This is a genomic window from Xanthobacter dioxanivorans, assembly GCF_016807805.1.
Classification (GTDB): Bacteria; Pseudomonadota; Alphaproteobacteria; order Rhizobiales; family Xanthobacteraceae; genus Xanthobacter; species Xanthobacter dioxanivorans.
In genome coordinates this window covers 2,188,215-2,209,901 of sequence record NZ_CP063362.1, presented here as the reverse complement: position 1 = coordinate 2,209,901, position 21,687 = coordinate 2,188,215, and the positions used below count along the sequence as shown (strand labels likewise).

Annotated in this window: 25 protein-coding genes; 17 read left to right on the top strand and 8 right to left on the bottom strand. The window is 67.4% G+C overall.

Annotated elements, in window-relative coordinates; translation table 11 throughout:
* Positions 1-66 precede the first annotated feature (66 nt).
* The 9 genes from EZH22_RS10495 to EZH22_RS10460 all read left to right on the top strand — a co-directional run bounded on the left by EZH22_RS10495 (position 67) and on the right by EZH22_RS10460 (position 6,843).
* Entirely contained in the window at positions 67-1,251 is a 1,185-nt protein-coding gene (locus tag EZH22_RS10495; protein WP_231711419.1) for an ABC transporter substrate-binding protein, read from the top strand.
* A 65-nt stretch (positions 1,252-1,316) separates the two neighbouring features.
* Entirely contained in the window at positions 1,317-2,207 is an 891-nt protein-coding gene (locus EZH22_RS10490) for a branched-chain amino acid ABC transporter permease (RefSeq protein WP_203195573.1), read from the top strand.
* Entirely contained in the window at positions 2,200-2,940 is a 741-nt protein-coding gene (locus tag EZH22_RS10485) for a branched-chain amino acid ABC transporter permease (RefSeq protein ID WP_231711418.1), read from the top strand. Before EZH22_RS10490 ends, EZH22_RS10485 begins: the two co-directional genes overlap by 8 nt.
* Positions 2,910-3,248, top strand: a complete 339-nt coding sequence (locus EZH22_RS31725; RefSeq protein WP_231711417.1) for an ABC transporter permease — start codon at positions 2,910-2,912, stop codon at positions 3,246-3,248. Before EZH22_RS10485 ends, EZH22_RS31725 begins: the two co-directional genes overlap by 31 nt.
* The gene (locus EZH22_RS10480) at positions 3,245-3,988 is read left to right on the top strand and encodes an ABC transporter ATP-binding protein (RefSeq protein ID WP_203195572.1); all 744 of its coding nucleotides are present in this window, start codon (positions 3,245-3,247) and stop codon (positions 3,986-3,988) included. The genes EZH22_RS31725 and EZH22_RS10480 overlap by 4 nt, the downstream gene beginning before the upstream one ends.
* 1 nt (position 3,989) lies before the next feature.
* Positions 3,990-4,697 carry an ABC transporter ATP-binding protein gene (locus EZH22_RS10475; RefSeq protein ID WP_203195571.1) on the top strand — a complete coding sequence of 236 codons (708 nt, stop codon included), beginning with the start codon at positions 3,990-3,992 and terminating at the stop codon, positions 4,695-4,697.
* A gap of 66 nt (positions 4,698-4,763) precedes the next feature.
* Positions 4,764-5,210: a PadR family transcriptional regulator gene (locus tag EZH22_RS10470; RefSeq protein WP_203195570.1), complete on the top strand. Its 447-nt coding sequence runs from the start codon at positions 4,764-4,766 to the stop codon at positions 5,208-5,210.
* Positions 5,211-5,272: 62 nt separating this feature from the next.
* Positions 5,273-5,563 (top strand): hypothetical protein, encoded by a 291-nt coding sequence (locus tag EZH22_RS10465; RefSeq protein ID WP_203195569.1) that lies wholly within the window; start codon positions 5,273-5,275, stop codon positions 5,561-5,563.
* Positions 5,560-6,843: an MFS transporter gene (locus EZH22_RS10460; protein WP_203195568.1), complete on the top strand. Its 1,284-nt coding sequence runs from the start codon at positions 5,560-5,562 to the stop codon at positions 6,841-6,843. The genes EZH22_RS10465 and EZH22_RS10460 overlap by 4 nt, the downstream gene beginning before the upstream one ends.
* A gap of 560 nt (positions 6,844-7,403) precedes the next feature.
* Here the strand turns inward: EZH22_RS10460 and pcaQ are convergent.
* A complete protein-coding gene (pcaQ, locus tag EZH22_RS10455; RefSeq protein WP_231711416.1) occupies positions 7,404-8,327 on the bottom strand; it encodes a pca operon transcription factor PcaQ in 924 nt (307 codons plus the stop codon).
* A 219-nt stretch (positions 8,328-8,546) separates the two neighbouring features.
* Here pcaQ and pcaC point away from each other — a divergent pair, with 219 nt between their 5' ends.
* The 8 genes from pcaC to EZH22_RS10415 all read left to right on the top strand — a co-directional run bounded on the left by pcaC (position 8,547) and on the right by EZH22_RS10415 (position 14,957).
* The gene (pcaC, locus tag EZH22_RS10450) at positions 8,547-8,927 is read left to right on the top strand and encodes a 4-carboxymuconolactone decarboxylase (RefSeq protein WP_203196490.1); all 381 of its coding nucleotides are present in this window, start codon (positions 8,547-8,549) and stop codon (positions 8,925-8,927) included.
* The gene (gene pcaH, locus EZH22_RS10445; RefSeq protein WP_231711415.1) at positions 8,920-9,645 is read left to right on the top strand and encodes a protocatechuate 3,4-dioxygenase subunit beta; all 726 of its coding nucleotides are present in this window, start codon (positions 8,920-8,922) and stop codon (positions 9,643-9,645) included. The genes pcaC and pcaH overlap by 8 nt, the downstream gene beginning before the upstream one ends.
* A complete protein-coding gene (gene pcaG, locus EZH22_RS10440) occupies positions 9,645-10,235 on the top strand; it encodes a protocatechuate 3,4-dioxygenase subunit alpha (RefSeq protein ID WP_203195566.1) in 591 nt (196 codons plus the stop codon). The genes pcaH and pcaG overlap by 1 nt, the downstream gene beginning before the upstream one ends.
* Before the next feature lie 245 nt (positions 10,236-10,480).
* Positions 10,481-11,356, top strand: coding sequence for a branched-chain amino acid ABC transporter permease (locus EZH22_RS10435; protein ID WP_203195565.1), 876 nt, complete (start codon positions 10,481-10,483; stop codon positions 11,354-11,356).
* The gene (locus tag EZH22_RS10430) at positions 11,353-12,303 is read left to right on the top strand and encodes a branched-chain amino acid ABC transporter permease (RefSeq protein WP_203195564.1); all 951 of its coding nucleotides are present in this window, start codon (positions 11,353-11,355) and stop codon (positions 12,301-12,303) included. The genes EZH22_RS10435 and EZH22_RS10430 overlap by 4 nt, the downstream gene beginning before the upstream one ends.
* Entirely contained in the window at positions 12,300-13,037 is a 738-nt protein-coding gene (locus EZH22_RS10425; protein ID WP_203195563.1) for an ABC transporter ATP-binding protein, read from the top strand. Before EZH22_RS10430 ends, EZH22_RS10425 begins: the two co-directional genes overlap by 4 nt.
* Complete coding sequence (locus tag EZH22_RS10420; protein ID WP_203196489.1) at positions 13,030-13,734, top strand: ABC transporter ATP-binding protein; 705 nt, start codon at positions 13,030-13,032, stop codon at positions 13,732-13,734. The genes EZH22_RS10425 and EZH22_RS10420 overlap by 8 nt, the downstream gene beginning before the upstream one ends.
* 26 nt (positions 13,735-13,760) lie before the next feature.
* Complete coding sequence (locus EZH22_RS10415) at positions 13,761-14,957, top strand: ABC transporter substrate-binding protein (RefSeq protein ID WP_203195562.1); 1,197 nt, start codon at positions 13,761-13,763, stop codon at positions 14,955-14,957.
* Between the two features lie 98 nt (positions 14,958-15,055).
* On the opposite strand, the gene EZH22_RS10410 is transcribed toward EZH22_RS10415, so the two are convergent.
* From EZH22_RS10410 to EZH22_RS31720, 7 genes are read right to left on the bottom strand one after another with little or no spacing between them, the layout of a single operon-like run.
* Positions 15,056-16,009, bottom strand: coding sequence for a PDR/VanB family oxidoreductase (locus EZH22_RS10410; RefSeq protein WP_203195561.1), 954 nt, complete (start codon positions 16,007-16,009; stop codon positions 15,056-15,058).
* Between the two features lie 49 nt (positions 16,010-16,058).
* On the bottom strand, positions 16,059-17,276 hold the full coding sequence (locus EZH22_RS10405; RefSeq protein WP_203195560.1) for a CaiB/BaiF CoA transferase family protein: 1,218 nt from the start codon (positions 17,274-17,276) through the stop codon (positions 16,059-16,061).
* A 2-nt stretch (positions 17,277-17,278) separates the two neighbouring features.
* Positions 17,279-18,520, bottom strand: a complete 1,242-nt coding sequence (locus tag EZH22_RS10400) for a CaiB/BaiF CoA transferase family protein (RefSeq protein WP_203195559.1) — start codon at positions 18,518-18,520, stop codon at positions 17,279-17,281.
* Positions 18,517-19,839, bottom strand: a complete 1,323-nt coding sequence (locus EZH22_RS10395) for a Rieske 2Fe-2S domain-containing protein (RefSeq protein ID WP_203195558.1) — start codon at positions 19,837-19,839, stop codon at positions 18,517-18,519. Before EZH22_RS10395 ends, EZH22_RS10400 begins: the two co-directional genes overlap by 4 nt.
* A 45-nt stretch (positions 19,840-19,884) precedes the next feature.
* Positions 19,885-20,214 carry a hypothetical protein gene (locus EZH22_RS10390; RefSeq protein WP_203195557.1) on the bottom strand — a complete coding sequence of 110 codons (330 nt, stop codon included), beginning with the start codon at positions 20,212-20,214 and terminating at the stop codon, positions 19,885-19,887.
* Positions 20,211-21,350: a thiolase family protein gene (locus EZH22_RS10385; RefSeq protein ID WP_203195556.1), complete on the bottom strand. Its 1,140-nt coding sequence runs from the start codon at positions 21,348-21,350 to the stop codon at positions 20,211-20,213. The genes EZH22_RS10390 and EZH22_RS10385 overlap by 4 nt, the downstream gene beginning before the upstream one ends.
* Entirely contained in the window at positions 21,340-21,642 is a 303-nt protein-coding gene (locus EZH22_RS31720; protein WP_231711414.1) for a hypothetical protein, read from the bottom strand. Before EZH22_RS31720 ends, EZH22_RS10385 begins: the two co-directional genes overlap by 11 nt.
* Positions 21,643-21,687 lie beyond the last annotated feature (45 nt).

Genomic DNA, 21,687 nt, shown 5'->3' with positions numbered 1-21,687 from the left:
CCGCGCGCCGGCCTCGGCCAAGATGCGACGAATCAACATCAACAATAGATCACAAGGGGAAACGCCATGATGAAGATGAGCTACAAGGCGGCACTGCTCGGCGCCCTCGCCGCCACCGCCCTTTCCGGCGGGGCCCTCGCCCAGCAGCCGGCGCCGATCAAGGTCGGCGTGGTCACGCCGCTCTCCGGCACCTACACCCCCATCGGCCAGCAGGTGCGCTGGGGTCTGGAGCTCGCCGCCAAGGAGATCAACGCGGCGGGCGGCATCGCCGGGCGCCCGGTCGCGCTGGTGTTCGAGGACGAGGAGGCGAACCCGTCGGTCGCGGTGCAGAAGGCGGAGAAACTGTTCCAGGTGGAGAATGTGGACTTCCTCACCGGCACGGTGAATTCGGGCTCCACCCTCGCCGTCGCCCAGCTCGCCGAGCGTAACAAGAAACTGGCGGCCACCACCGTCTCCTTCGCCGATTCCATTACCGCCGACAAGTGCTCGCCCAACATGTTCCGGGTGAATGCCCGCGCCGGCCAGCAGTCCTTGGCGCTCGCCGCCTGGCTGGCCAAGGACAAGCCCAAAGCGAAGGTGTTCTATCTCGGCCCCGACTACGAGATGGGCCGCTCCACCGTCGCCGCCTTCAAGGCGAGCGCGGAGCAGACCGGGGCGCAGACCACCGGCGAGGTGTTCGCGCCGCTGGATTCGAAGGACTACACCCAGTATTTCGGCCAGATCCGCGCCGCCCGCCCGCAGGTGATCTACACTTCGGTGGCCGGCAACGACACGGTGCGCCTTCTGACCCAGCTGCAGGACTTCGGCCTGCTCGGCACCGTCTCGGTGGTGGGCGCCTCCGGCACCGTGACCTCGCAGAACATCAGCGCCATCGGCGGGGCGGCCGAGGGGTTTGCCACCGGCGTCGGCTACTCGCCGCAGATCGACAGCCCGGAAAACAAGACCTTCGTCGCCGCCTTCCGCGGCGCCTACAAGGCCGACCCCGACCTCTACGGCGCCGACAGCTACGGCCTGCTGTTCGCCTACAAGGCGGCGGTGGAGAAGGCGGGCGGCACCGATACCGACAAGGTGCGCGCCGCCCTCGAAGGCCTGACCTGGAACACCCCGCAGGGCGAAAAGACCATCCGCGCCGGCGACCACCAGGCCATGCAGCCGATGTACGTGGTGCGCATCGACAAGGGCAAGTTCGACATCGTCGACAAGGTGGCCGCCGACGCCGCCATCGGCCCGGACACCTGCACCCGCTTCTGACATCGGCTCCGGCGCCGCGGCCGGTCGGCCGCGGCGCCGTGCACAATCACCGGAGACGCACGGGGATGACCGCCCTCGACTATCTGCAATTCGTGCTCGCGCCCCAGGTGGTGAACGGGCTGGCCCTGGGTGTCGCCGTGGTCCTGGTCGCGCTCGGGCTCACCATCATCTTCGGGCTGCTCGACGTCATCAACATGAGCCATGGTGAATTCTACGCCGTGGGCGCCTATGCCGGCCTCGCGCTGGGTGCCGCGCATATCAACTTCTGGTTCCTGCTGGTGCTTGTTCCGGTGCTGATGCTGCCCCTCGGCATGCTCACCGAGCGCCTGTTGATCCGTCCGGTGTTCCACAGCCGCGACCGGCACGTCACCACCCTGCTGGTGACCTTCGGCCTCGCCTTGATCGCCGAGGACCTGCTGAAGCTCGCCTTCGGCCCCAACACCCAGCGCCCGGCGACCCCGATCCCCGGCGCCAGCGAGCTCTGCGGCATCATCCTGCCCAACTACCGGCTGTTCCTGATCGGCATCGGCGCGGCGATCGTCGCCGCCGTCGCCTTCGTGGTCTACCGCACCCGGCTCGGTGCCATGGTGCGCGCCGCCGCCTATGACCGCCACATGGCCGCCTCCCTCGGCGTGCCGGTGTCGCTGGTCTATTCCGGCACCTTTGCTTTCGGCGTGGCACTCGCGGGCCTGGCCGGCGTGCTGCTGGCGCCGGTCTACTCGGTGTTTCCCACCATGGGCCGCGACTTCATCCTGCTCGCCTTCACGGTGGTGATCGTCGGCGGCATGGGCTCGATCTGGGGCGCGGTGGTGGCCGGGCTGCTGCTCACCCAGGTCCAGGCGCTGGCGAGCCTCGTGATCTCCCCGGTCTGGACCGACCCGATCGTGTTCGGGACCATGGTCGCCTTCCTGGTGTTCCGCCCCCAGGGCCTGTTCGGAAAGCTCGGCCATGCATGACCGCCTCACCTTGTCCATGCGGGCGAGCCATGTGCTCGCCCTCCTTCTGGTGGCGGGCGCGCTGGGCGCCGCGGCCATCGGCGCCGCCGTGGGCGACACCTTCTACCTGCGGCTCGCCACCGAGGCTCTGATCTTCGCCGGGCTCGCTCTTTCGGTTGATCTTCTGCTCGGCTACTCGGGCGCGCTGTCGCTGGGCCAGGCGCTCTATTTCGGCATCGGCGCCTATACTTCGGCGCTGGTGCTGATGCACGTGCCCTCGTTCTGGCTCGCCATGGCCACGGCGGGAGCCGCGAGCCTGGCAGCGGCGCTCGTCGGCGGGCTGATCGCGAACCGGGTGCGGGGGGTCTATTTCGCGCTCATCACCTTCGGCATGGCCCAGGTCTGCGCCAAGGTGGTCTACAACACCCGCGAGCTCGGCGCTTCCGACGGGATGATCGGCATCCCGGTGATCGACATCGGCCTTGGCCCGTTCTCGGTATCGGCGGGAAGCCCGGCGGGCTTCTTCCTGGTGGTGCTCGCGGTGATCATGCTGCTCTACGCCGCCAGCGCCTACCTCCTGGACACACCGTTCGGCCGGGTGCTGACGGCGATCAAGGCCAACGAGAAGCGCGTGCCCTTCCTCGGCTATTCGGTGTGGCGTGCCCGCATGGTCTGCTATCTCGCCGCCGGCCTCGTCGCCGGCCTGTCGGGGCGCTCTATCCCATGCTGCGCGGCTTCGTCTCCCCCGAGCTGATGTTCTTCATGACCTCCGGCAACGCGGTGATCTCGGTGATCCTCGGTGGGGTCGGCACTCTGGTCGGGGCGCTGTACGGCAGCATCTTCCTCGTCGTGATGAAGTCGGTGGTGGGCAGCTGGACCGAGCACCACCTCATCGTCATCGGCCTGCTGTTCATGGCCGGCGTGCTGTTCCTGCCGAAGGGCGTCGTCGGCTTCGTCCGCCCCCGCATCCAGCATCTGATCGCCCGCCCCCGGCGGCCGGAGGCCGGGCGGCCCCCCGGCGCCGAGCCCAGCGGCCTCAAGACGGAGGAGGTCAAGCCATGAGCCGGCCCGTCCTCGAAGTGCGCGACATCTGCATCGCCTTCGGCGGCCTGCGGGCGGTCGACGGGGTCAGCTTCAGCGCCGCGCGGCATGCCATCACCACGGTGATCGGCCCCAACGGCGCGGGCAAGTCCACCCTGTTCAACATGATCTCCGGCGCGCTGAGGCCCCTCGAAGGCCAGGTCTTGATCGACGGGGTCGAGATGACGGGCGCGGCGCCGGAGCGGGTGAAGGCGGCAGGCCTGTCGCGCTCGTTCCAGATCACCAACCTGTTCTTCGAGCTCACCGTGGCCGAGAACCTGCGGCTCGCCGCCCAGGTTCTGGAGCCCGCGGCACGCGCCTTGCTGCCGATCCGCCGCTCGACCCGCGCCCGCGCCAAGACCGAGGAGATGCTGGAGCGCTTCCAGCTCGCCCACCGCCGCGACGAGCTCGCCGGCAACCTCTCCCACGGCGACCAGCGGCGGCTGGAGATCGCGGTGTGCCTCGCCTCGGAGCCGAAGATCCTGCTGCTCGACGAACCCACCCAGGGCATGAGCCACCAGGACACCGCGGACACCGCCAGCCTGGTGCGCGCGCTCACCGCCGATGTCAGCGTGCTGCTGATCGAGCACGACATCGGCCTCGTCATGGAACTCTCCGACCACGTGGTGGTGATGCACCAGGGCCGCAAGCTTGCCGAGGGGCCGCCCGCGCTGGTGCGGGCCGACCCCGAGGTGCAGGCCGCCTATTTCGGACACGCCTGACATGCTGACCATTTCCGGGCTCCATTCCCACTACGGCCTCAGCCACATCATCCAGGGCATCGACCTTCAGGCCGAACCCGGCGAGGTGATCGGCATCTTCGGCCGCAACGGCGTCGGCAAGACCACCCTGCTGAAGACCATTGCCGGCTGGGTGAAGCCGACCGAAGGCACCATCCGCCTCGGCACGGTGGCCCTCCAGGGGCTGGAGCCGAACCGCATCACCCGCGTCGGCGTCGGCCTGGTGCCGGAGGACCGGCGGATCTTTCCCGGCCTCACGGTGGAAGAGAACCTCGCCCTCGGCCTGATGCAGGTGCGCGGTCGCTCGCCGCGGGCGGAACGGGAGGTGATCGACCGGATCTATGATCGCTTTCCGCGGCTGAAGGAGCGCCGCCGCCAGCTCGGCACCACCTTGTCCGGCGGCGAACAGCAGATGCTCGCCATGGCCCGGGTTCTCGTTGGCGCGCCGCGATTGGTGCTCGTGGACGAACCCAGCGAGGGCCTCGCGCCCATGATCGTCGCCGAGGTGTTCGCCATCGTGCGCGAGCTGCGCGACAGCGGCGCCATCGTCCTGCTGGTGGAGCAGAACGTGCATGAGGCGCTGGCGGTGACCGACCGCTTCGTGGTGATCGAGCGCGGCCGCGTCGTGCTCACCGGCGACGGCGAGAATGCGCAGGACCGCGCCCGCCTGCTCTCGGCCCTCGCCGTGTAGCGCCGACCGCCTCGCGACCATACCTTGATGATTGACATATCGATGATCGATGCATAGCATTCCCGCATGCCCCGAACCGCTCCGCCCGTTCCGCCTTCGCCCGCTCCTGTGCCGAAGCCGGGGCCGGATTTCCTGAGCCGGGCCTATTGGAACGGCACCATCAAGATGAGCCTGTCCAAGTTCTTCATCCTGTGCGTGCTGCACCAGCGGCCCATGCACGGATACGACGTGGCACGGGCGGTGGAGGCCACCACCAACGGCTGTTGCTCCCCCACCGAGGGCACCATCTATCCGGTGCTGCGGGAGTTCGAGGAAGGCGGCTACGTCACCGCGGCAAGCGAGGTCGTCTCGGGCCGCGAGCGCAAGGTCTACACCCTCACCGACAAGGGACGCGCCGCCTTCAAGGTGGCGGTGGAGGCGTGGATGGATGTGACCCGTTGCCTGGTCGACGCCGAGAAGATGATCGCCGGTGCGCCGGGCGGGGACGGGAGCACCGGGGGATGCTGCGCCTGAGCGCGCGTCATTTGCCCTCAAGCATCGCTCGTCAATGGATCGACCATCGGAGTCTTCCCATCATGATCGCATCGCGATCCGTCGCAATCATCGGGGCCGGCCCGGTGGGGCTTGCCGCCGCGGCGCATCTTCTGGCCCGCGGCCTTACGCCCCTCGGCTTCGAGCGCGGAGCCGGCATCTGCAGCGCCGCGCCGGTGACCACAGGAGGATCCGGCTGCTGCGGGGGGCTTGCGCCTCGGGACGCGGATGCCAGCTGCGCGGGCGACGCCCGGGCCGAGGCGGAAGGCCATGACGGCTGCGAGGCCGCCGCCCCGCACGCCGAGACGTCCTCCTGCCGCGGGACCGCCGCGTGACCGGTGGCCCGAGCGGTGAGCGCGCGCAGCCGACGCCCGCGCGCCCGCTTTCCGGCCGCAGCCTGTTCATCACCGGCCTCGGCATCGGCCAGATCTGCTCCTGGGGTTCGCTCTATTACAGCTTTCCCCTGATGGCCGAGGCCATGGGGCGCGATCTCGGCTGGTCCAAGCCGGACCTGTTCGGCGCCGCCACCCTCGGCCTCGCCCTCGGGGGCATCGCCGCCTTTCCCGTGGGCGCCGCTGTCGACAGAGGTCACGGCAGGTGGGTGATGGCGGCCGGGGCGGGCCTTGCCGGCCTTATCCTCCTCATCTGGTCGCAGGTGCAGCAGCTGTGGCTGTTCTATCTCCTGATGGCCGCCCTCGGCATCCTCCAGGCAGCAACCCTCTATGAACCGGCGTTCGCGGTCGTGGCGCGCCGGACCGGAGCGGCCGGCGCCCGGGCCGGCATTACCGCGCTCACCTTGTGGGGCGGCTTCGCCTCCACCGTGTTCATTCCACTGATCCAGATCCTGCTGGATATGGTGGGCTGGCGTGACGCGCTGGTGGCGCTCGGCGCCGTGAACCTCGTGGTTTGCGCGCCGCTCTATGCCACGGTGATCCGGCCGGCGGCCGACCACGTGGCCGCGCCGGCCCACGGGCCAGCGCTGTCGGAAGCCGTCACCTTGCGACAGATCACCTTGCGACAGACCATGGGGCGCGTCGTCCGGCGTCCCACCTTCTGGGCCCTGGCGGTTGCGTTCACCGCCTATGCCGCCACCTTCTCCGCCTTTACCTTTCACCTCTATCCCCTGCTGCTGGAGCGCGGCTTCACGACCGGGAGCGTAGCGCTCGCCATGGCCATCATCGGCCCCACCCAGGTGGCGGGGCGGATCGCCGTCTCGGTGTTCGCACCGCGCGCTCCGGTGCGGCTCATCGGCAGCTGTGCCGTGCTGGCCTTTCCGATCGCCATCCTCGCCCTGGCGTGGCTGCCGCCCAGCTTCGCCCTGGTGGCGGCCATCGTGGCGCTCTACGGCAGCGCCAACGGCATCATGACCATCGTGCGCGGGCTCGCCGTGCCGGAAATGCTGACCCGGCAGGCCTATGGCGCCGTGAACGGCGCGCTGGCGGCGCCCGCGATGCTCGCGCGGGCTTTGGCGCCAGCCGGTGCCGCACTTCTCTGGGCGCAATCCCAGTCCTACGGCGCCGTCCTGTCCGCCATGGTCGCGGGAGGCGTCCTGCTGGCGGCAGCCTTCTGGGCCGCGGCGCTGCTATCGCGCCGCGACGATGATCGAGCCCCTTGAGTTGGCTTTCCCATCCCTGATTTGAATGAATTGACCCTTCCCGCCTTTGATTGAACCGCGGCCCAAGGCGGATCGCCGGACGTGCAGCGCGGTCGCGGCTTGCCACGGGCCCGGTGTCGGGGGGCAATTATCCCCTCCCCGCAGGTCGCGAAGCTCGGAAAACGCAGAGCGGCTGATCGACATCACAATGATGCCACCACCTGACTGGAGCGTGCGATCAACCCACTCTTTGCATTCTCGCCAAGAAGTTAATCTTCAGCAATTTGAATAAACCGGAAAATTTATTTCCAAATTATATTACCGGCCGCCGCCAGATTCCACGATGGGATCGCAATAGTCTCCGGGTCGCCCCTGCTGGGATCTGGAACGGTTGCAGCATGGTTCGCCCCGCCTGGACGTATTTCTCCGGTTCGTTTGCGAAGATCTCCTGGCAGCCGTCCGAGCAGAGGCGACAAAACCGTAAAGCTGCATTGCAATATACGCGTGCGGCAGGCCACGCCTTCGAGCTTGGTGCTCAGTCCCGCGGCCTGCCCCTCCGTCAGGGTGATGATTGGCTTTGGTCAAAGACCACGCGCGGTTTCGCGGATGGCGCCAACCAGGATCTGACCGGCAGGCGAAAGGGGAACGCCGGCGCGGGTGGTGAGACCCACCGGCCCGCCGGAAATTGTTGTGGTCACCGGCACGCGCACCAGATTTCCTTCAGTCAGATCGCCGGCGACGACGCCGTGGGAGATGATCCACACCGCATCGCTGGCGCGCGTGAAGGCCCGGCCGAAGGAGGGATCCACGGTCTCGATGGCATCATCGACGCGGGCTATGCCTTCCAGGATGAAGAGCCTGTCGATTTCGGGACGAATGATCGAGCCCTTCGACGGCACGAGCAAAGTGTATCGCGCGATTTCGGCCATTCCAACGGACTGACCGATGGCCAACGGGTGCCCGGGCCGCGTCACGAACACGATGGGCTCGGAATAAAGATGCTCGAAGGCGAGACCGAGCATGGCCTGCGGCTCGGCGAGCCGGCCCACCACCAGATCAAGCCGGCTCTGCTTCAGCTGATCGAGCAGCCAGCCGTTCGGTCCAGCATCGATGGTGACGGCGGCGGCAAGACCCAGGGCTTTCGCCCGCAACATTGCCTGAGGCATGATGCGGGCCGCGACCGTCGGCAGGGCCCCGATCGAGAAGGCGCCGCCCGCGGGACCGCCGGCGTTCCGCAACGTGTCAATTCCGCGCTGCAATTCCGCATATGCCGTGCCGGCATGAGCACGGAAGGCCTCCCCCTGTTGTGTGAGCGCGGCACCGCCGCGCCCGCGTTCAAACAAGCAGACGCCAAGAATCTCCTCCAGCTCCGCGATGGCACGCGACACCGCAGGCTGGGTAAGATGCAGCGATACGCCCGCCCGGCCGAAGCCCGCGCGGGCAGCCACTTCCAAGAAGCAAGCGATGTGGCGAAGCTTGATGCGCCCGTCAATCATCCGCACCATCCATATCAACTCTGCATGTTAAAATGCGAAAATATCATTTTCCATGACGAAAACAGAATGAAATATTGGATGGACCATTGCTGCTAGCGGCCGGTGGGCCTGCGGGTCCCTCGCCGGCTTTCGATCCTTGCGGTGTCAGTTCCATCTCCCTTTCTTCGCCACATCGAGGAACCCGCCGTGCCTTCCCTCTCCGACCGCTCCTTGCTCTGGACCACCGGAATGGCGACGCGCCGCGCGGTGCTTGGGGAGGCCCATGTGGACGCGGCGGAGACGGGCACCACCGCCCTGGACGAGGGCTTCCAGACTTTCATCACCGAGGGAGCCTGGGGTTCGGTGTGGGCCCGGCCGAACCTGACAAGGCGCGAGCGCTCCATGATCACCATCGCCCTCCTCGCCGCCCTTGGCCATGACGAGGAGGTGGCCATGCACGTGCGCGCCACCCGCAACACCGGCGCCAGCGCCGAGGATGTGGCCGAGGCCCTCATGCACGTGGCCGTTTATGCCGGCGTGCCGGCGGCGAACCGCGCCTACAAGATCGCCAAGACCGTCTATGCCGAAGCCCGGGACGATACCAAACAACAGGGAGGAAACCATGATTGAGACGGGGGATTTCATCCGCCGCGACCGCAACCGGCATCCGCCCGCCTTCACCCCGGGCTACAAGACCAGCGTCCTTCGCTCGCCCCGCTGCGCCCTCGTGTCCCTGGAGCAGGGCATCGGCGAGAGAAGCGGGCCCGTCTTCCCCCGCTCCGGCCTCGACCCGCTGGACAACGACCTCATCCGCAACTTCTCCCATGGCGGCGAAGCCATCGGCGAGCGCATCGTGGTGCACGGGCGGGTGCTGGACGAGACCGGCCGGCCCGTGCCCAACACCCTCATCGAGGTGTGGCAGGCCAATGCCGGCGGCCGCTACCGCCACAAGAACGACAGCTATCTCGCCCCCCTCGACGACAATTTCGGCGGCACCGGCCGCTGCATGACCGATCCGGAAGGCCGCTACTTCTTCCGCACCATCCGCCCCGGCCCCTATCCCTGGCGCAACCATGGCTCCGACTGGCGCCCGGCGCACATCCACTTCTCGCTCTTCGGCGAAGCCTTCGTGCAGCGGCTGATCTCGCAATTCTACTTCGAGGGCGACCCGCTCATTCCTTTGTGCCCCATCGTGAACACCCTGCCGGACAAGGCGGCCATCGAAGCGCTCGTCGCGAGGCTCGACATGGGCCAGCAGATGCCGTTCGACGCCCTGGCCTTTCGCTTCGACATCGTGCTGCGCGGACGCCGGCAGACGTTCTTCGAGAACAAGAGGGAGGGGATGTGATGCCGGTCGCCTATCTGAAGGAGACGCCGTCCCAGACCGGCGGTCCCTACGTGCATATCGGAACCGTGCCGGCGGTGGCCGGGCTTCCCGTCCGCACCCAGGAGGACCTCTCCGTCATCGCCCCGGGCGGTGTCCCGGGCGAGCGCATCCGCATCGAAGGCATGGTCTGGGACGGCTCGGGCCAGCCGGTGAAGGACGCCCTGATCGAGCTGTGGCAGGCGGACGCCGAAGGCCGCCACGACAATCCCGGCTTCCTCGGCTTCGGCCGCGCGGCCGCGGATTTCGCCACCGGCCTGTGGTCGTTCGAGACCATCAGGCCAGGGGTGCTGCCCTGGCGCGACGGCCGGCCGCAGGCGCCCCACGTCTCGCTTCTGATTTTCGCCCGCGGCATCAACATCCACCTGCACACCCGCATGTACTTCTCCGACGAGGCCGAGGCGAACGCCGCGGATCCCGTGCTGAAGGCCATCGAGCAGGCCGGGCGCCGCGAAACCCTGGTGGCCCGGCGCAGCGAGGCGGAGGGGGCCGTGATCTATCGCCACGACATCCGCCTCCAGGGCGAGAATGAGACCGTGTTCTTCGACATGTGAGCTGGCTCGTCCCGAAGGCCTGCGTGTCGGAAAGGCGTGTTGCCCGCCCCCGCGTCAACGGGGCGCCGCGATCCGTCCCCCGGCGACGACGGGCCGGGGCGAGAGGGCCGTTGCCGGTTCATTCCTCAGCAGAGGCACCAAGGCCGCAGTCCGCCGCCTGAGCGGTGTCGTCGCGGCCGACAACGAGAATACGGGGAGGACACAGTGAGTTCCTTGGAGACACTGCACGCGCGCGGGAGGCCGTGATGGACCTGCTGCCGCTCCTGCCGCAGGCCTTCGCAGACGGAATGCTGCGCGGGGCCGTATATGCCATCGTCGCGGTCGGATTGACGCTCACCTTCGGGGTCCTCCGGATCGTCAACTTCGCGCACGGCGACTTTCTCGCCGTTGGCCTATACGTGACGTATCTGGGCGCCAAGCTGCTCGGCTTCGACCCGTATCTGTCGCTGGTGCTGGCCCTGCCGATCGTGACCCTGGCGGCCGCCTTCACCTACAGGAGCCTGGTCGCTCCCATTCTCGACGCTCCCGAGCACAACCAGATCGTCGTCACCCTCGGCCTGTCGCTCATCCTCCAGAACCTGATGCTCGCGATCTTCTCCGCCGACGTGCACACCATTCCCTCGACGGTTGCCTCCGGCGTATTCGCGTTCGACGCGGTGTTCGTCCAGACCGCAGCGGTGATCGCCGGCGGCGTCTCCATCATCGTCTGCCTTGGGCTCTACTGGTTCCTGCACCGCACCGAAACCGGCCGGCAGATCCGCGCCGCCGCGCAGGACCGCGATGCGGCGCGCATGTGCGGCGTCAAGGTGGACCGCATGTACATGCTGGCCTTCTGCATTGGCGTTGGCTCCCTCGGTCTCGTCGCTCCGCTGATCGCGCCGTTCAGCTACATCACCCCCACGGTCGGAGCGAGCTTCACGCTGACCTCCTTCATTGTCGTCGTGCTCGGCAGCATGGGCAACTTCCTCGGTGCCCTTCTCGGTGGCTTCATCGTCGGCGTGGTCGAGGCGGTGGGCGGCCTCCTGACTGGCGGCTCCATCAATTTCATCATTACCTACGCCATCTTCATCCTGTTTCTTCTGTTCAAACCCGAAGGTCTGCTCGGGGGGCGCCGCCTATGAAACAGGGTTTCGGCTTCTTCGCGGTGCTGGCAGTGACGGCGGTGCTGGCACCGATGCTGCCGGTCTATGGGCAGCACGTCCTCATCCTCGTCGCGCTCTACGGGTCCATCGCCCTCGCCTGGAACCTCCTGGGCGGCATGGCGGGGCAGATGTCCCTCGGCCACGCCCTGTTCGTGGGCGCGGGCGCCTATGTCTCCACCGCGCTCTACCTGCGGCTCGGCGTCAACCCGTGGATCGGACTGCTATGCGCCGTGGCCTCCGGCGGCGCCCTCGCAGCAGGGCTCGGATACGTGGTCTTCCGCCGCCGCCTGTCCGGGGTCTATTTCGCCTTGGTGACGCTGGCCGTGGCGGAGATGGCACTGCATGTGGTGAGCAACATCCCGGCCCTTGGCGGGGCGAACGGCCTCTCGATTCCCGCCCGGCCGGGCTTTGCCTCTCTCCAGTTCGCCTCGAAGCTCGGCTTCTGCTACGCCGCCCTCGGTGTTCTCGCCATCGTCGGCGCGGTGATCCTGGCTGTTCACCGATCGCGGCTCGGCTATGTCTTCCTGTCGATCCGCGAAAACGAGCGCGCGGCGGCCGCGCTCGGCATCGACGTGGTGTGGGGCAAGGTGGTGGCGGCGGCCATCAGCGGTGCTCTTGCGGCTCTGGTCGGGCCGATCTACGCCAATTACGTCCTGTTCATCGATCCGGAATCGGTGCTCGGCGTGCCGGTGTCCATCGACGCCCTGGTGTTCGCCTTCGTCGGCGGCCTCGGCACCTTGTTCGGCCCGCTCCTCGGTGCCGCGGTGCTGGTTCCGGCCACGGAAGCCCTGCGCGGGATGCTCGGCGGACGCTTGGTTGGCGTGCACCTGATCGCCTATGGCGCGATCCTCATCCTGGTGATGCGCCTTGCCCCGCAGGGGCTCTGGGGCCTCATCACCGACGCCTTTGCCCGGAGGTCCAAATGACCCGGCCGCTGCTTCAAGTCCGCGAGGTGTCCCGCTGGTTCGGCGGCCTGCGCGCGGTCGACAATGTCTCGTTCGACCTGCATGAGGGCGAGATCCTCGGCCTGATCGGTCCGAACGGCGCCGGCAAGACCACCATGTTCGAGACCATCTCCGGCTTTCACCGCCCGACTGCGGGAACCATCACCTTCGACGGCAGGGACATCACCGGCCAGCCACCGCATCGTCTCGCGCGGATGGGCATCGGCCGGACCTTCCAGATCGTCCAGCCGTTCCGCGACGTGTCCGTGCTCGAGAACGTAGTCGCCGGCGTGGTCGGGCCCAACAAGCCGGTGTCCGATGCGCGCGGTCAGGCCCGCGCGGTGCTGGAGCGGGTCAAGCTCGACCACCGCGCCTCGATCCTCGCCCGCAATCTCGCCCTTCCCGAGAAGAAGCGCCTTGAGGTCGCGCGCGCGCTCGCCACCCGTCCGCGCGTGCTGCTGCTCGACGAGGTCATGGCCGGCCTGACCCCGGCCGAAATCGACGAGATCATGGAGATCCTCGCCGGCCTCAGGCGGGAGGGAATCGCGCTTCTCATCGTCGAGCATGTCATGCGGGCGATCATGTCGCTTTCGGATCGCATCGTCGTCATGGCGAGCGGCCGCAAGATCGCCGAGGGCGTGCCGGCGGTGGTGGCCGCCAACGACAAGGTCATCGAGGCCTATTTGGGCAGGAGAAACACCCATGCCCCTGCTTGAAGTCGAAGGCCTGTTTGCCGGGTATGGCGATGTTCCGGTGCTGCGGGATGTGGCCCTCGCCATCGAGGCGGGCAGCATCACCGCCCTGATCGGAGCGAACGGCGCCGGCAAGACCACGCTGTTGCGCGTGATCTCCGGGATCATCCGGGCCGAGCGCGGCACGACGCGCTATGACGGCCGGGACATCACGCGGCTGCCGGCGGAGGAGATCGTCGCCGCCGGGCTGGTGCAGGTGCCCGAAGGCCGCCGCCTGTTTCCGACCATGACCGTCCACGAAAACCTGCTCGTGGGCTCGTCCTCTCCAGCCGGCCGGGCGAAGCGTGCGGAAAACCTCGCGCTCGTGTTCGAGCTGTTCCCCAAGCTGCGCGAGCGGCAGTCCCAGCTCGCCGGCACGCTGTCCGGCGGCGAGCAGCAGATGGTGGCCATCGCCAGGGCGCTGATGGCATCGCCGCGCCTGCTGCTGCTCGACGAGACCAGCCTCGGCCTCGCCCCCCTGGTCGTCGACGAGATCTTCCAGGCGGTTCGCCTGCTCGCGGCGCAGGGCATGACCATCCTGGTGGTGGAGCAGAACACGGCGCTGGCTCTGGACGTGGCGCATCATGGCTACGTGCTGGAACACGGTCATTTCGCCCTCGACGGACCTGCCGGCGACCTGGCGCGGAACCCAAGGGTCAAGCAGGCCTATCTCGGAATTTAGGCCACAAAGGCGGGAAGGGAACGACCATGAAACGACTGAGCGCCATTCTATTCGGAGCGGCACTGACCATCGCCGCCGCCGGCGTCCATGCCGAAACGGTCAAGGTCGGTGCGGTCTACGCCCTCACCGGGGCCGGCGCCGTGGGCGGCGGCGATGGCATGCGCGGGACCGAGCTCGCCATCGAGCAGATCAATGCCGCCGGCGGACTGAAGAACCACGGCGGCATCCAGGTCGAGCTCGTCAAGGGCGACACGCAGAGCAAGCCGATCAACGCTGTGGGCGAAACCGAACGGCTCATCAATGAGGGCAAGGTCGTCCTCGTCATGGGCGCGGCAACCTCGAACGAGACGCTGCCGCTGTCGCAGGTGGCGGAGAAATACGGCGTGCCGCACATCAATACGATCCCGCAGAACGAAGCCATGACCAATGGCAAGCTGAAATGGACCTGGTCGGCGACGGTGATCGACAGCGATTACGTGGACGGGATCATGAACGCGCTGGAGATGATCCATCAGACCAAGCCGGAACTGACCCGGGTCGCCGTCCTCGTGCCGGACAACGAATACGGCATCGAGATGGGCCGGCTGCTGAAGGCCGAGCTGGCCAAGCGCAAGGACCTCACGCTCACCGCCTTCATCGAGTATGGCGCCGCTGCCCAGGAGCTCCTGCAGCCGGCTCTGAAGCTGAAGGCGTCGCGGCCTGACGTGGTGATCCAGGTGGGCTATTTCCGCGCCGGCGTGCTGGCCTCCAAGGCCTATGAGCAATTCGACTTCCATCCCGTGGTGATCGGCACCGGCGGCATGTCGGGCGATCCCAAGCTGCGGGCGGAACTGGGCAAGCTGGTGGACGGCCAGTTCGCGGTCACCCCGTTTGCCGGTGACCTGCCGGCGGCCATTGCGGTGAGCCAAGCGTTCGAGAAGAAGTTCAACCAGCCCCTGACGCTGAATTCGGCCCTCGGCTATTTCGGCACCCTGGTGGCGCTCAGGGCACTGGACGAGGCGAAGGGGTTCACGTCCGAGGACATCGCGGCATCCCTGCGCCAGCTCAAGATCGACAAGAGCCAGATGATCGTCGCCTCCGATTATGTCGCCTTCGATGAGAATGGCCGCAACAAGGGCCGGGACACGGTTGTCACGCAGTTCCAGGGCGACGCCCTGGTGACGGTCTGGCCGCCGGAGAAGGCGCGGGCGAAGCCCGAAATCAAGAAGTTCAACACAAATTGAAAGAGTTAAATCGGACCAACATTGGATCATACAATGCCATTCACCGGGCGCCCAACGGGTGGAAACCCCTTCCACCTTGGCGGCTGAAGAACACCGGCTTAAAGATCCAGAACCAGCCTGGCGGTCCTGGAGCCGGAGCAGCACACCATCATGCTGGCGTTCCCGGCCTTCTCGTCGTCGGTGAGAAACGAGTCACGGTGGTCCGGCGTGCCTTCGAGGACATGGGTTTCACATGTGCCACAGACGCCGTTCGAGCAGGCGAACGGCACGTTGACTTTCTCGTGGACGAGGATTTCGAGGATGGTCTTGCCCGGCGGGATGAAAAGCGACCTGCCCTGACGCGCGAGAACCACCTCGAACCCGCCCTCCCGCGCGACCTCGTCCTGCGCCGAAAAATATTCGACATGAACAAAGCGGCTGTTCACCTTTGACGTCGCCGCCTTGAACGCGTTCATCATGGGGATCGGCCCGCAACAGTAGAAGTGCGAGTCGGCCGGCGCGCTCTTCACCACCTGCGCGAGATCGAGGAACCCGCCCGCCTCGTCGTCGAAGTGGGCGACGACAGTGCCTCCGGCACCGTGAAGGGCCGTGAGGTCGACCAGGAGCGCCGCCGAAGACCTGTTGCGCGCGGCGAGGTGGAAGGTCCAGCTCGCGCCGATCTTCGTGAGGCGCCGCGCCATGCACAGGAGCGGCGTAACCCCGATCCCCCCGCCGATCAGGACGGTGTGCTCCGCCGTCTCGTCGAGGCGGAAATTGTTCTTTGGACGGGAGATGGCAACCAGGTCGCCCACGCGGAGCCTATCGTGCACAAAGGCCGATCCACCACGGCTGTCGGGGGCGCGATGAACGGCGATGGCATAGCGCGCGCCATCGGGCAACGCGTGCAGGGAATAGCTCCGCCGCAGCGTTCCGCCGAGCTCCAGGTCGATGTGCGCGCCCGGCCCATAATCGGGGAAACGCTCCCCCGGCTCCGCAGGGACCAACTCCAGCGACAGCACGGTGGGGCTCTCATAGCGCATCTGGCTGACGCGCGCTTTCAGGTCCAAAGTCATGTGCGAATTCCGCCACTTGCGAAGAGATCGAAGGTCCGCGGCATCGCGGTCAGTCGAGCAATCCGCATGCGCGGAAGGCGTCGATATCCTCCCGCGTGAAGCCGAGTATCCCGGTCAGCACGTCCTCGGTGTGCTCGCCGAGCAGGGGCGAGGCGCTGCGCAGCTCCGACGGAGTGCGCGAGAAGCGGTAGGCGGGCCCGTTATACTTGAGTGTCCCCATCTCGGCGTGGTGCAGGGGCCAGAAATGCTTGCGCTGGGCGAGCACCTCGTCTTCCAGCAGGTCGCAGCTCTTCAGGGCGACGCCCGCCGGCACGCCGGCCTGCCGCAGCCGCGCCATCAGCTCGAACGCATCCCAGCCGGCAGTGCGCTTCGCCATCTCGGCGTCGAGGGCGCAGAATGCCCCGTCCGGTCCCACCGGGCCGTAGGTGTGCCGGACCGCTTCAAGCGCGGCGCGATCACCCAGAACCTCGCACAGCGCGTCCCACTGGGCCGTTGTCCCGGCCTCGATGACGATCCAGCGCTCATCGCCCCGGCAGGGATAGACCCCGTGGACGATGACCCCCTCCTTGTAGTTGCCGCTGCGGCTCGGCTCCCGCCCGCTGATCTGCTGGTAAAGCAATTCCGGCTGGAGCAGCTTCACCGTGGTTTCGATCTGCGACAGCTCGATCTGCTGGCCCTCGCCCGTCTTCTCGCGATGGATGAGGGCCGCGGCGAGGGCGGCCATTCCGGCCCGCGGCGACACCGAGTCCGAATAGGCGCCCTTCGGCATGGCCGGATCCCGGTCAGGCCAGCCGGTCATGGTGTGGATGCCCGCCAGCGCCTGCCCCTGCGCGCCATAGCCCGGATGCCGGGCCCAAGGGCCGTCCGCGCCGTAGAGCGAGGAGCTCAGAGCGATGACACCCGGGTTCAGCTTGCGCAGGCTCTCGTAGTCGAAGCCCCATTGAGCCATGACGCCCGGGCGGAAGCTGTCCGCCACCACGTCCGCCCATTCCACGAGCCGGTGGATAATTTCCGCCCGCCGCTCGTGGCCGAGATTGACCGCGATGCTGAGCTTCGAACTGTGGAAATCGGCGAAGAAGCCGCTGCGGTTGATCCCCGGCCTGTCGCCGGTGAACGGGCCGCCGAGGCGAATGCTGTCCGGATGCTGGAAGCTCTCCACCTTGATCACCGTCGCACCATTGTCGGACAGTTGCTTGGTGATGATCGGCCCGGCCGCCGCCCAGGTGAAATCGGCCACCTTCAGGCCGTCGAAGATTCCCTTGCCCATCCTCAGTCCACCTTCTCGTGCAAGGCCTCGACGGCGAGCAGCGTCCGCGTATCCCCGCCCGCCAGCGGCGGCGGCGACAGGGGCGACAGCGGCGTGCGCGACAGACGAACCCAGCGCGCGGGATATTCGAGGGAAAGGCCGCTTTGCGGATCGTCGCAGCGCTCGAACAGGCCGCGGGCGCGGAACTGCGCATTTCCCAGGATCTCGCCGACCGAGGAGATCGGCGCGAGCAGAATGCGGCTGGCCACGGCCCGCGTCATCAGCTCCTCCTTGGTCTTGCTGGAGATGAAGCGGCTGATGACCTCGGTGACCGCGTCGTAGTTCGCCTGCGAGATCTCGAATTGCCCGTCGCCATTCCAGTCGAAGGCGGTGAGGATCGGATCTCCCGCGCCCTCGGCCGTCATCCACGCGAGCAGCGCCTGGTAGGATTTCTCCCGCGCCGCGCCGCCGCCACCCCCGACCGGGCCAAAGAAGATGTGCCCGTCCCGGCAGGGCCAGACACAGCGGGTGTAGAAGCGGTTGGCGCGCTCCCTGCGGATGGCGCCGCCACGCATCTCGATCAGCTCGAGGATCTGCCAGGCCATGGTGGTGTTCAGCAGGGTCCAGACCACGCATTCCTGGATCGAGATATCCACGCGCTGGCCCTCGCCGGTGCGCAGCGCGTGGTAGTAGGCCATCAGGGCCGCGGCGGCGGCTTCCGCTCCACCCTGCAGCACCCCGACCGGAAGTCCGATGCGCACCGGCGGCCTGTCGATGTCGCCATTGAGGAACAGGTGTCCGCCCAGGGCCTGGAGCACGCTGTCGGTGGCCGGGAAGTCCTCGTAGGGACCGCCGCGGCCGAACGGGAGGATCTCGGTCCAGATCACCTGGGGGTTCGCCTTCTCGGCGAGCGGGGCAAGGATATCGCAGGCCGAGATCGGCAGCCGCTCGAAATCGCTGACGATGATGTCGGCGGAGGCGGCGAGACGCGCGAACTGTTCCAGTCCCTCGGGACTGTCTAGATCAACGCAGACGCTCTTCTTGCCGGTGTTGAAGGCGAGCCAGGCGCAGCTGACCTGTCCACCGCCGGGGAGCTCGGCGAGCGGCGCCAGGCCACGCGCCGCCTCCCCGCCCGGCGGTTCGATCTTGATGACCTCGGCACCCAGGTCGGCGAGCACGCTCCCCGCCACGGCGGCGGCAAGGTGCGCGATTTCAAGCACCCGCACGCCGTTCAAGGCCCCGTTCTGTAATGGCTGGGAGCTCATAGGGCGTATCCGAAGTCCTTGCCGAGCTCCGCCTTCATGTGAGCGGCGCCCACATCGCTCCAGACGGCTTCCTTTGCGAGCGTCAGCGAAACCGCCCGCACCATGTAGAGGTCCGGGTCCGCGAGACGCTCGGGCCTCGTCCCCTGGTCGCGCAATGCAGATGCGTGCTCCAGCAGCACGCGGCGGGTCATGGCGATGCCGGTGTCGCTGGTGCACAGGTTCTCTTTGGTGCGGTCGTAGATCGCCTGCTCGCCGGACTGGCAGGCGCCATCCTGCACCCACAGGCCCGGAAGCCCCGAGAAATAGGTCGCGCGCTGCGAGGCGTAGTTGAACTGGTAGGAATTGTCGCGATTGTACTTGGTCCAGTAGTGCGAATAGGGTGTCGTCACCGGCAGCTGGACATAGGCCTCGCGGCTGGCATGCCCGGTCTCGCGCCCCTCGTGTCCGTTCACGAACAAGGCGCGGGTGCGCTCGTACATGGGCATGTGGGGAACGTAGGAGAACATGATGCAGAGCGTGTGCTCGTCGTCGATGGGCACCCAGGCATGTCCGCTCAGCTCCGAATATTTGGCCTGTGGTGGCACCATGGAATAGAACGGCATCACGAACTGGTTGACGCGCCAGTATAGGTTCTCCTCGTCCAGCACACGGCGCGAGGCGATGCTCATGCCGAAGTCCTGGCGGATGCATTCGAAGGTCGGGCGCAGGTCGCGCTTGGCGATCCACTGGTTGATGGAGCCGCCGTCGTCGATGCGCCCGTGCAGGATCGGCGCATGCGCCGAATCGATCTCACCCTCAAGCGCCTGCAGCCAGTTGCATTCCTGCACGCGCATGGAGATGACCACATTGTCCTGCGGCACCAGGTTCCATTCGAGGTTCGGAAGCGGCGGCCGCGCAGCCTCGTCGTCGGGACCCATATAGGTCCAGAGCATTCCGTTGCGCTCCGCAACCGGATAGGCCTTGATCTTGACCCGCTCCTTCAGGCGGCTGCGGACCGGCTCCGCCGGCATGTCCTCCACCGTCCCGTCGGCGGAGAATTTCCAGCCGTGGTAGACGCAGCGCAGGCCGCAATCCTCGTTGCGCGCGAACACCATGGGCGCGCCGCGGTGCGGGCACTGGTGGTCGACGAGCCCGACCTTGCCGTCCGTGCCGCGAAAGGCGACCAGATCTTCGCCCAGCAGGCGCACGCGCTGCGGCTGGCCGTCCGCATCGAGGTCCCGGGAGGGCATGAAGGGGATCCAGTAGAGCCGCATGAGACTGCCCATGGGCGTTCCGGGGCCGACCCGGACGAGGGTTTCGTTGTCGTCGTGTGAAAGCATCGGAGCCTCCCTTCATTCAGTTTCCCGGGCGTTGCCGGGACGGTTTCACTGACCTTCCGCGAGGCGGTCGGCATCGACGTCGAGGATGGGACCCACGAGGTCCCAGACGCCGAGGGCGCGGGCCTGCCATTCGGGATCGGTGTTCATCAGCGGCGGCCTTGGCACGGGCGGCTTTTCACCCGCCTTCAGGAGCCGGACGATCTCCTTGACGCGAAAGACTTCGAGCTCGCGCAGCCCGCTCTCCACGTCCTGGGTCTCGACGTGAAAGGCGGACAGTTCCGGATAGCCGAGGCGCCGGGTCCATTCCCCGTCCGCCCGCTCCACGGGGGCCGCCTCGATCACATACGGAATGGCCAGATAGTCGCGGACTTTCACCCCGGTCGCCCTCCCTGGAAACGCGGTTCGGAGCAGAGCATGACGAAGGAGGAGCCGTCGTACGGTCCGTTCTGCACGAGGCAGGTTTCGGCGGTGCGGAGCTGGCGCGCGCCGGCCTTGCCCGCGACCTGCAGGTAGGCCTCGCGCAGGTGGCCGATGCCGTGCAGCCGTCCTTCGCCGAGGCTGCCGCCGAAGGTGTTCAGCGGCAGCCGCCCATCCCTGTCGGCATGTCCGTCGCGAATGAATTTCCAAGCCGGACCGGACGTGCAGAAGCCGAACCCGTCCAGCCATTCGTAGACCATCGAGGAAAAGCCGTCATAGAGCTGGCAGCAGGCGACGTCGGCAACACCGAGGCCGGACGACGTGAACACCGCCTCCGGATTCTGGAAGCCGCTCCAGCCGGCGACGTAGGCCGGCGATGCCGTGTCCGGGAGGTCCTCCCCGCGGCACATCACGAAGGCCGCCGCGCCGCAGACCGGCATGTCGCAATCATAGAGGCCGTGCGGGGTCGCGATCGGTGCTCCGGCGAGATAATCGTCCAGCGAGAGGAACTTTCCGGCCCAGACCGCATGGGGGTTCAGCACCGCGTGGCGCCGCGCGAGGGCGACCACGGCATAAAGGTCCTCCCGTGTTGCACCGGTCTCGGCCATGTATCTGCGCGCCCGGGCGGCGAACCGCGCCCCGGCGGTGGAGTAGCCGTATGGCTTGACAAACTGGTCGTCGCCATAGGCCACCGGAGCTGAGGAGGTGGCGTAGCTCGGCCCCTCCAGGTTGAACAGCGCGCGCACGCCCAGCACATAGCGGCAACTGCCGGCGAGCAGCGCCTGTGCGCCCATGGCCGCCATGTCGGTGGCGTAGCCGCGGTACAGGTCCGCCCAGAAGGCGAGGCCGGACAGCCCGAAGGCACGCACGATGGTCTTGCAGGAGATTTCGTCGGCGCCCTCGGCGTGAACCGCGCCCGCATGGGTCGCCCAGGGCGCGCCCACATAGCCGTCTATGTCCTCGCGGGTCAGCCCGGCGTCGGTCAGCGCCTCCAAAATCGCGTCCACCGCCAGCGAGGTGATGCTCCTCTGAGAGCGCCGCACGATCTGCGAACTGCCAAACCCGGCGATGGCGATCGCGCCTCTAGCGGTCATGGCCCGCCCGCTCGCCCGCAAGGGATGCGTCAGGGGTGCCGGACGTCTCCGGAAGCAGTCGGGCGACCGGGTAGGTCCAGCCGTTGGCATCCGCGGCGAAGCCGATCACGATCGGGGCGCCGGGCACGAGACCCTCCGTTCCGTTCGCCTCCATCAGCATTGCCAGCGCCAGCGATCGGCTTTCGCCGGGTTCGATCTCGGCGACCAGGACGGGCTTGGGGAGCCGGAATAGGGGGCGACGTGCAACTCGGTCCACGAGCGCAGATAGCCCCGGCCGGAGCAGTCCTTCCACGCCACGCGGCTCGACAGACAATGCGGACACCGCGCGGCGGGAGGA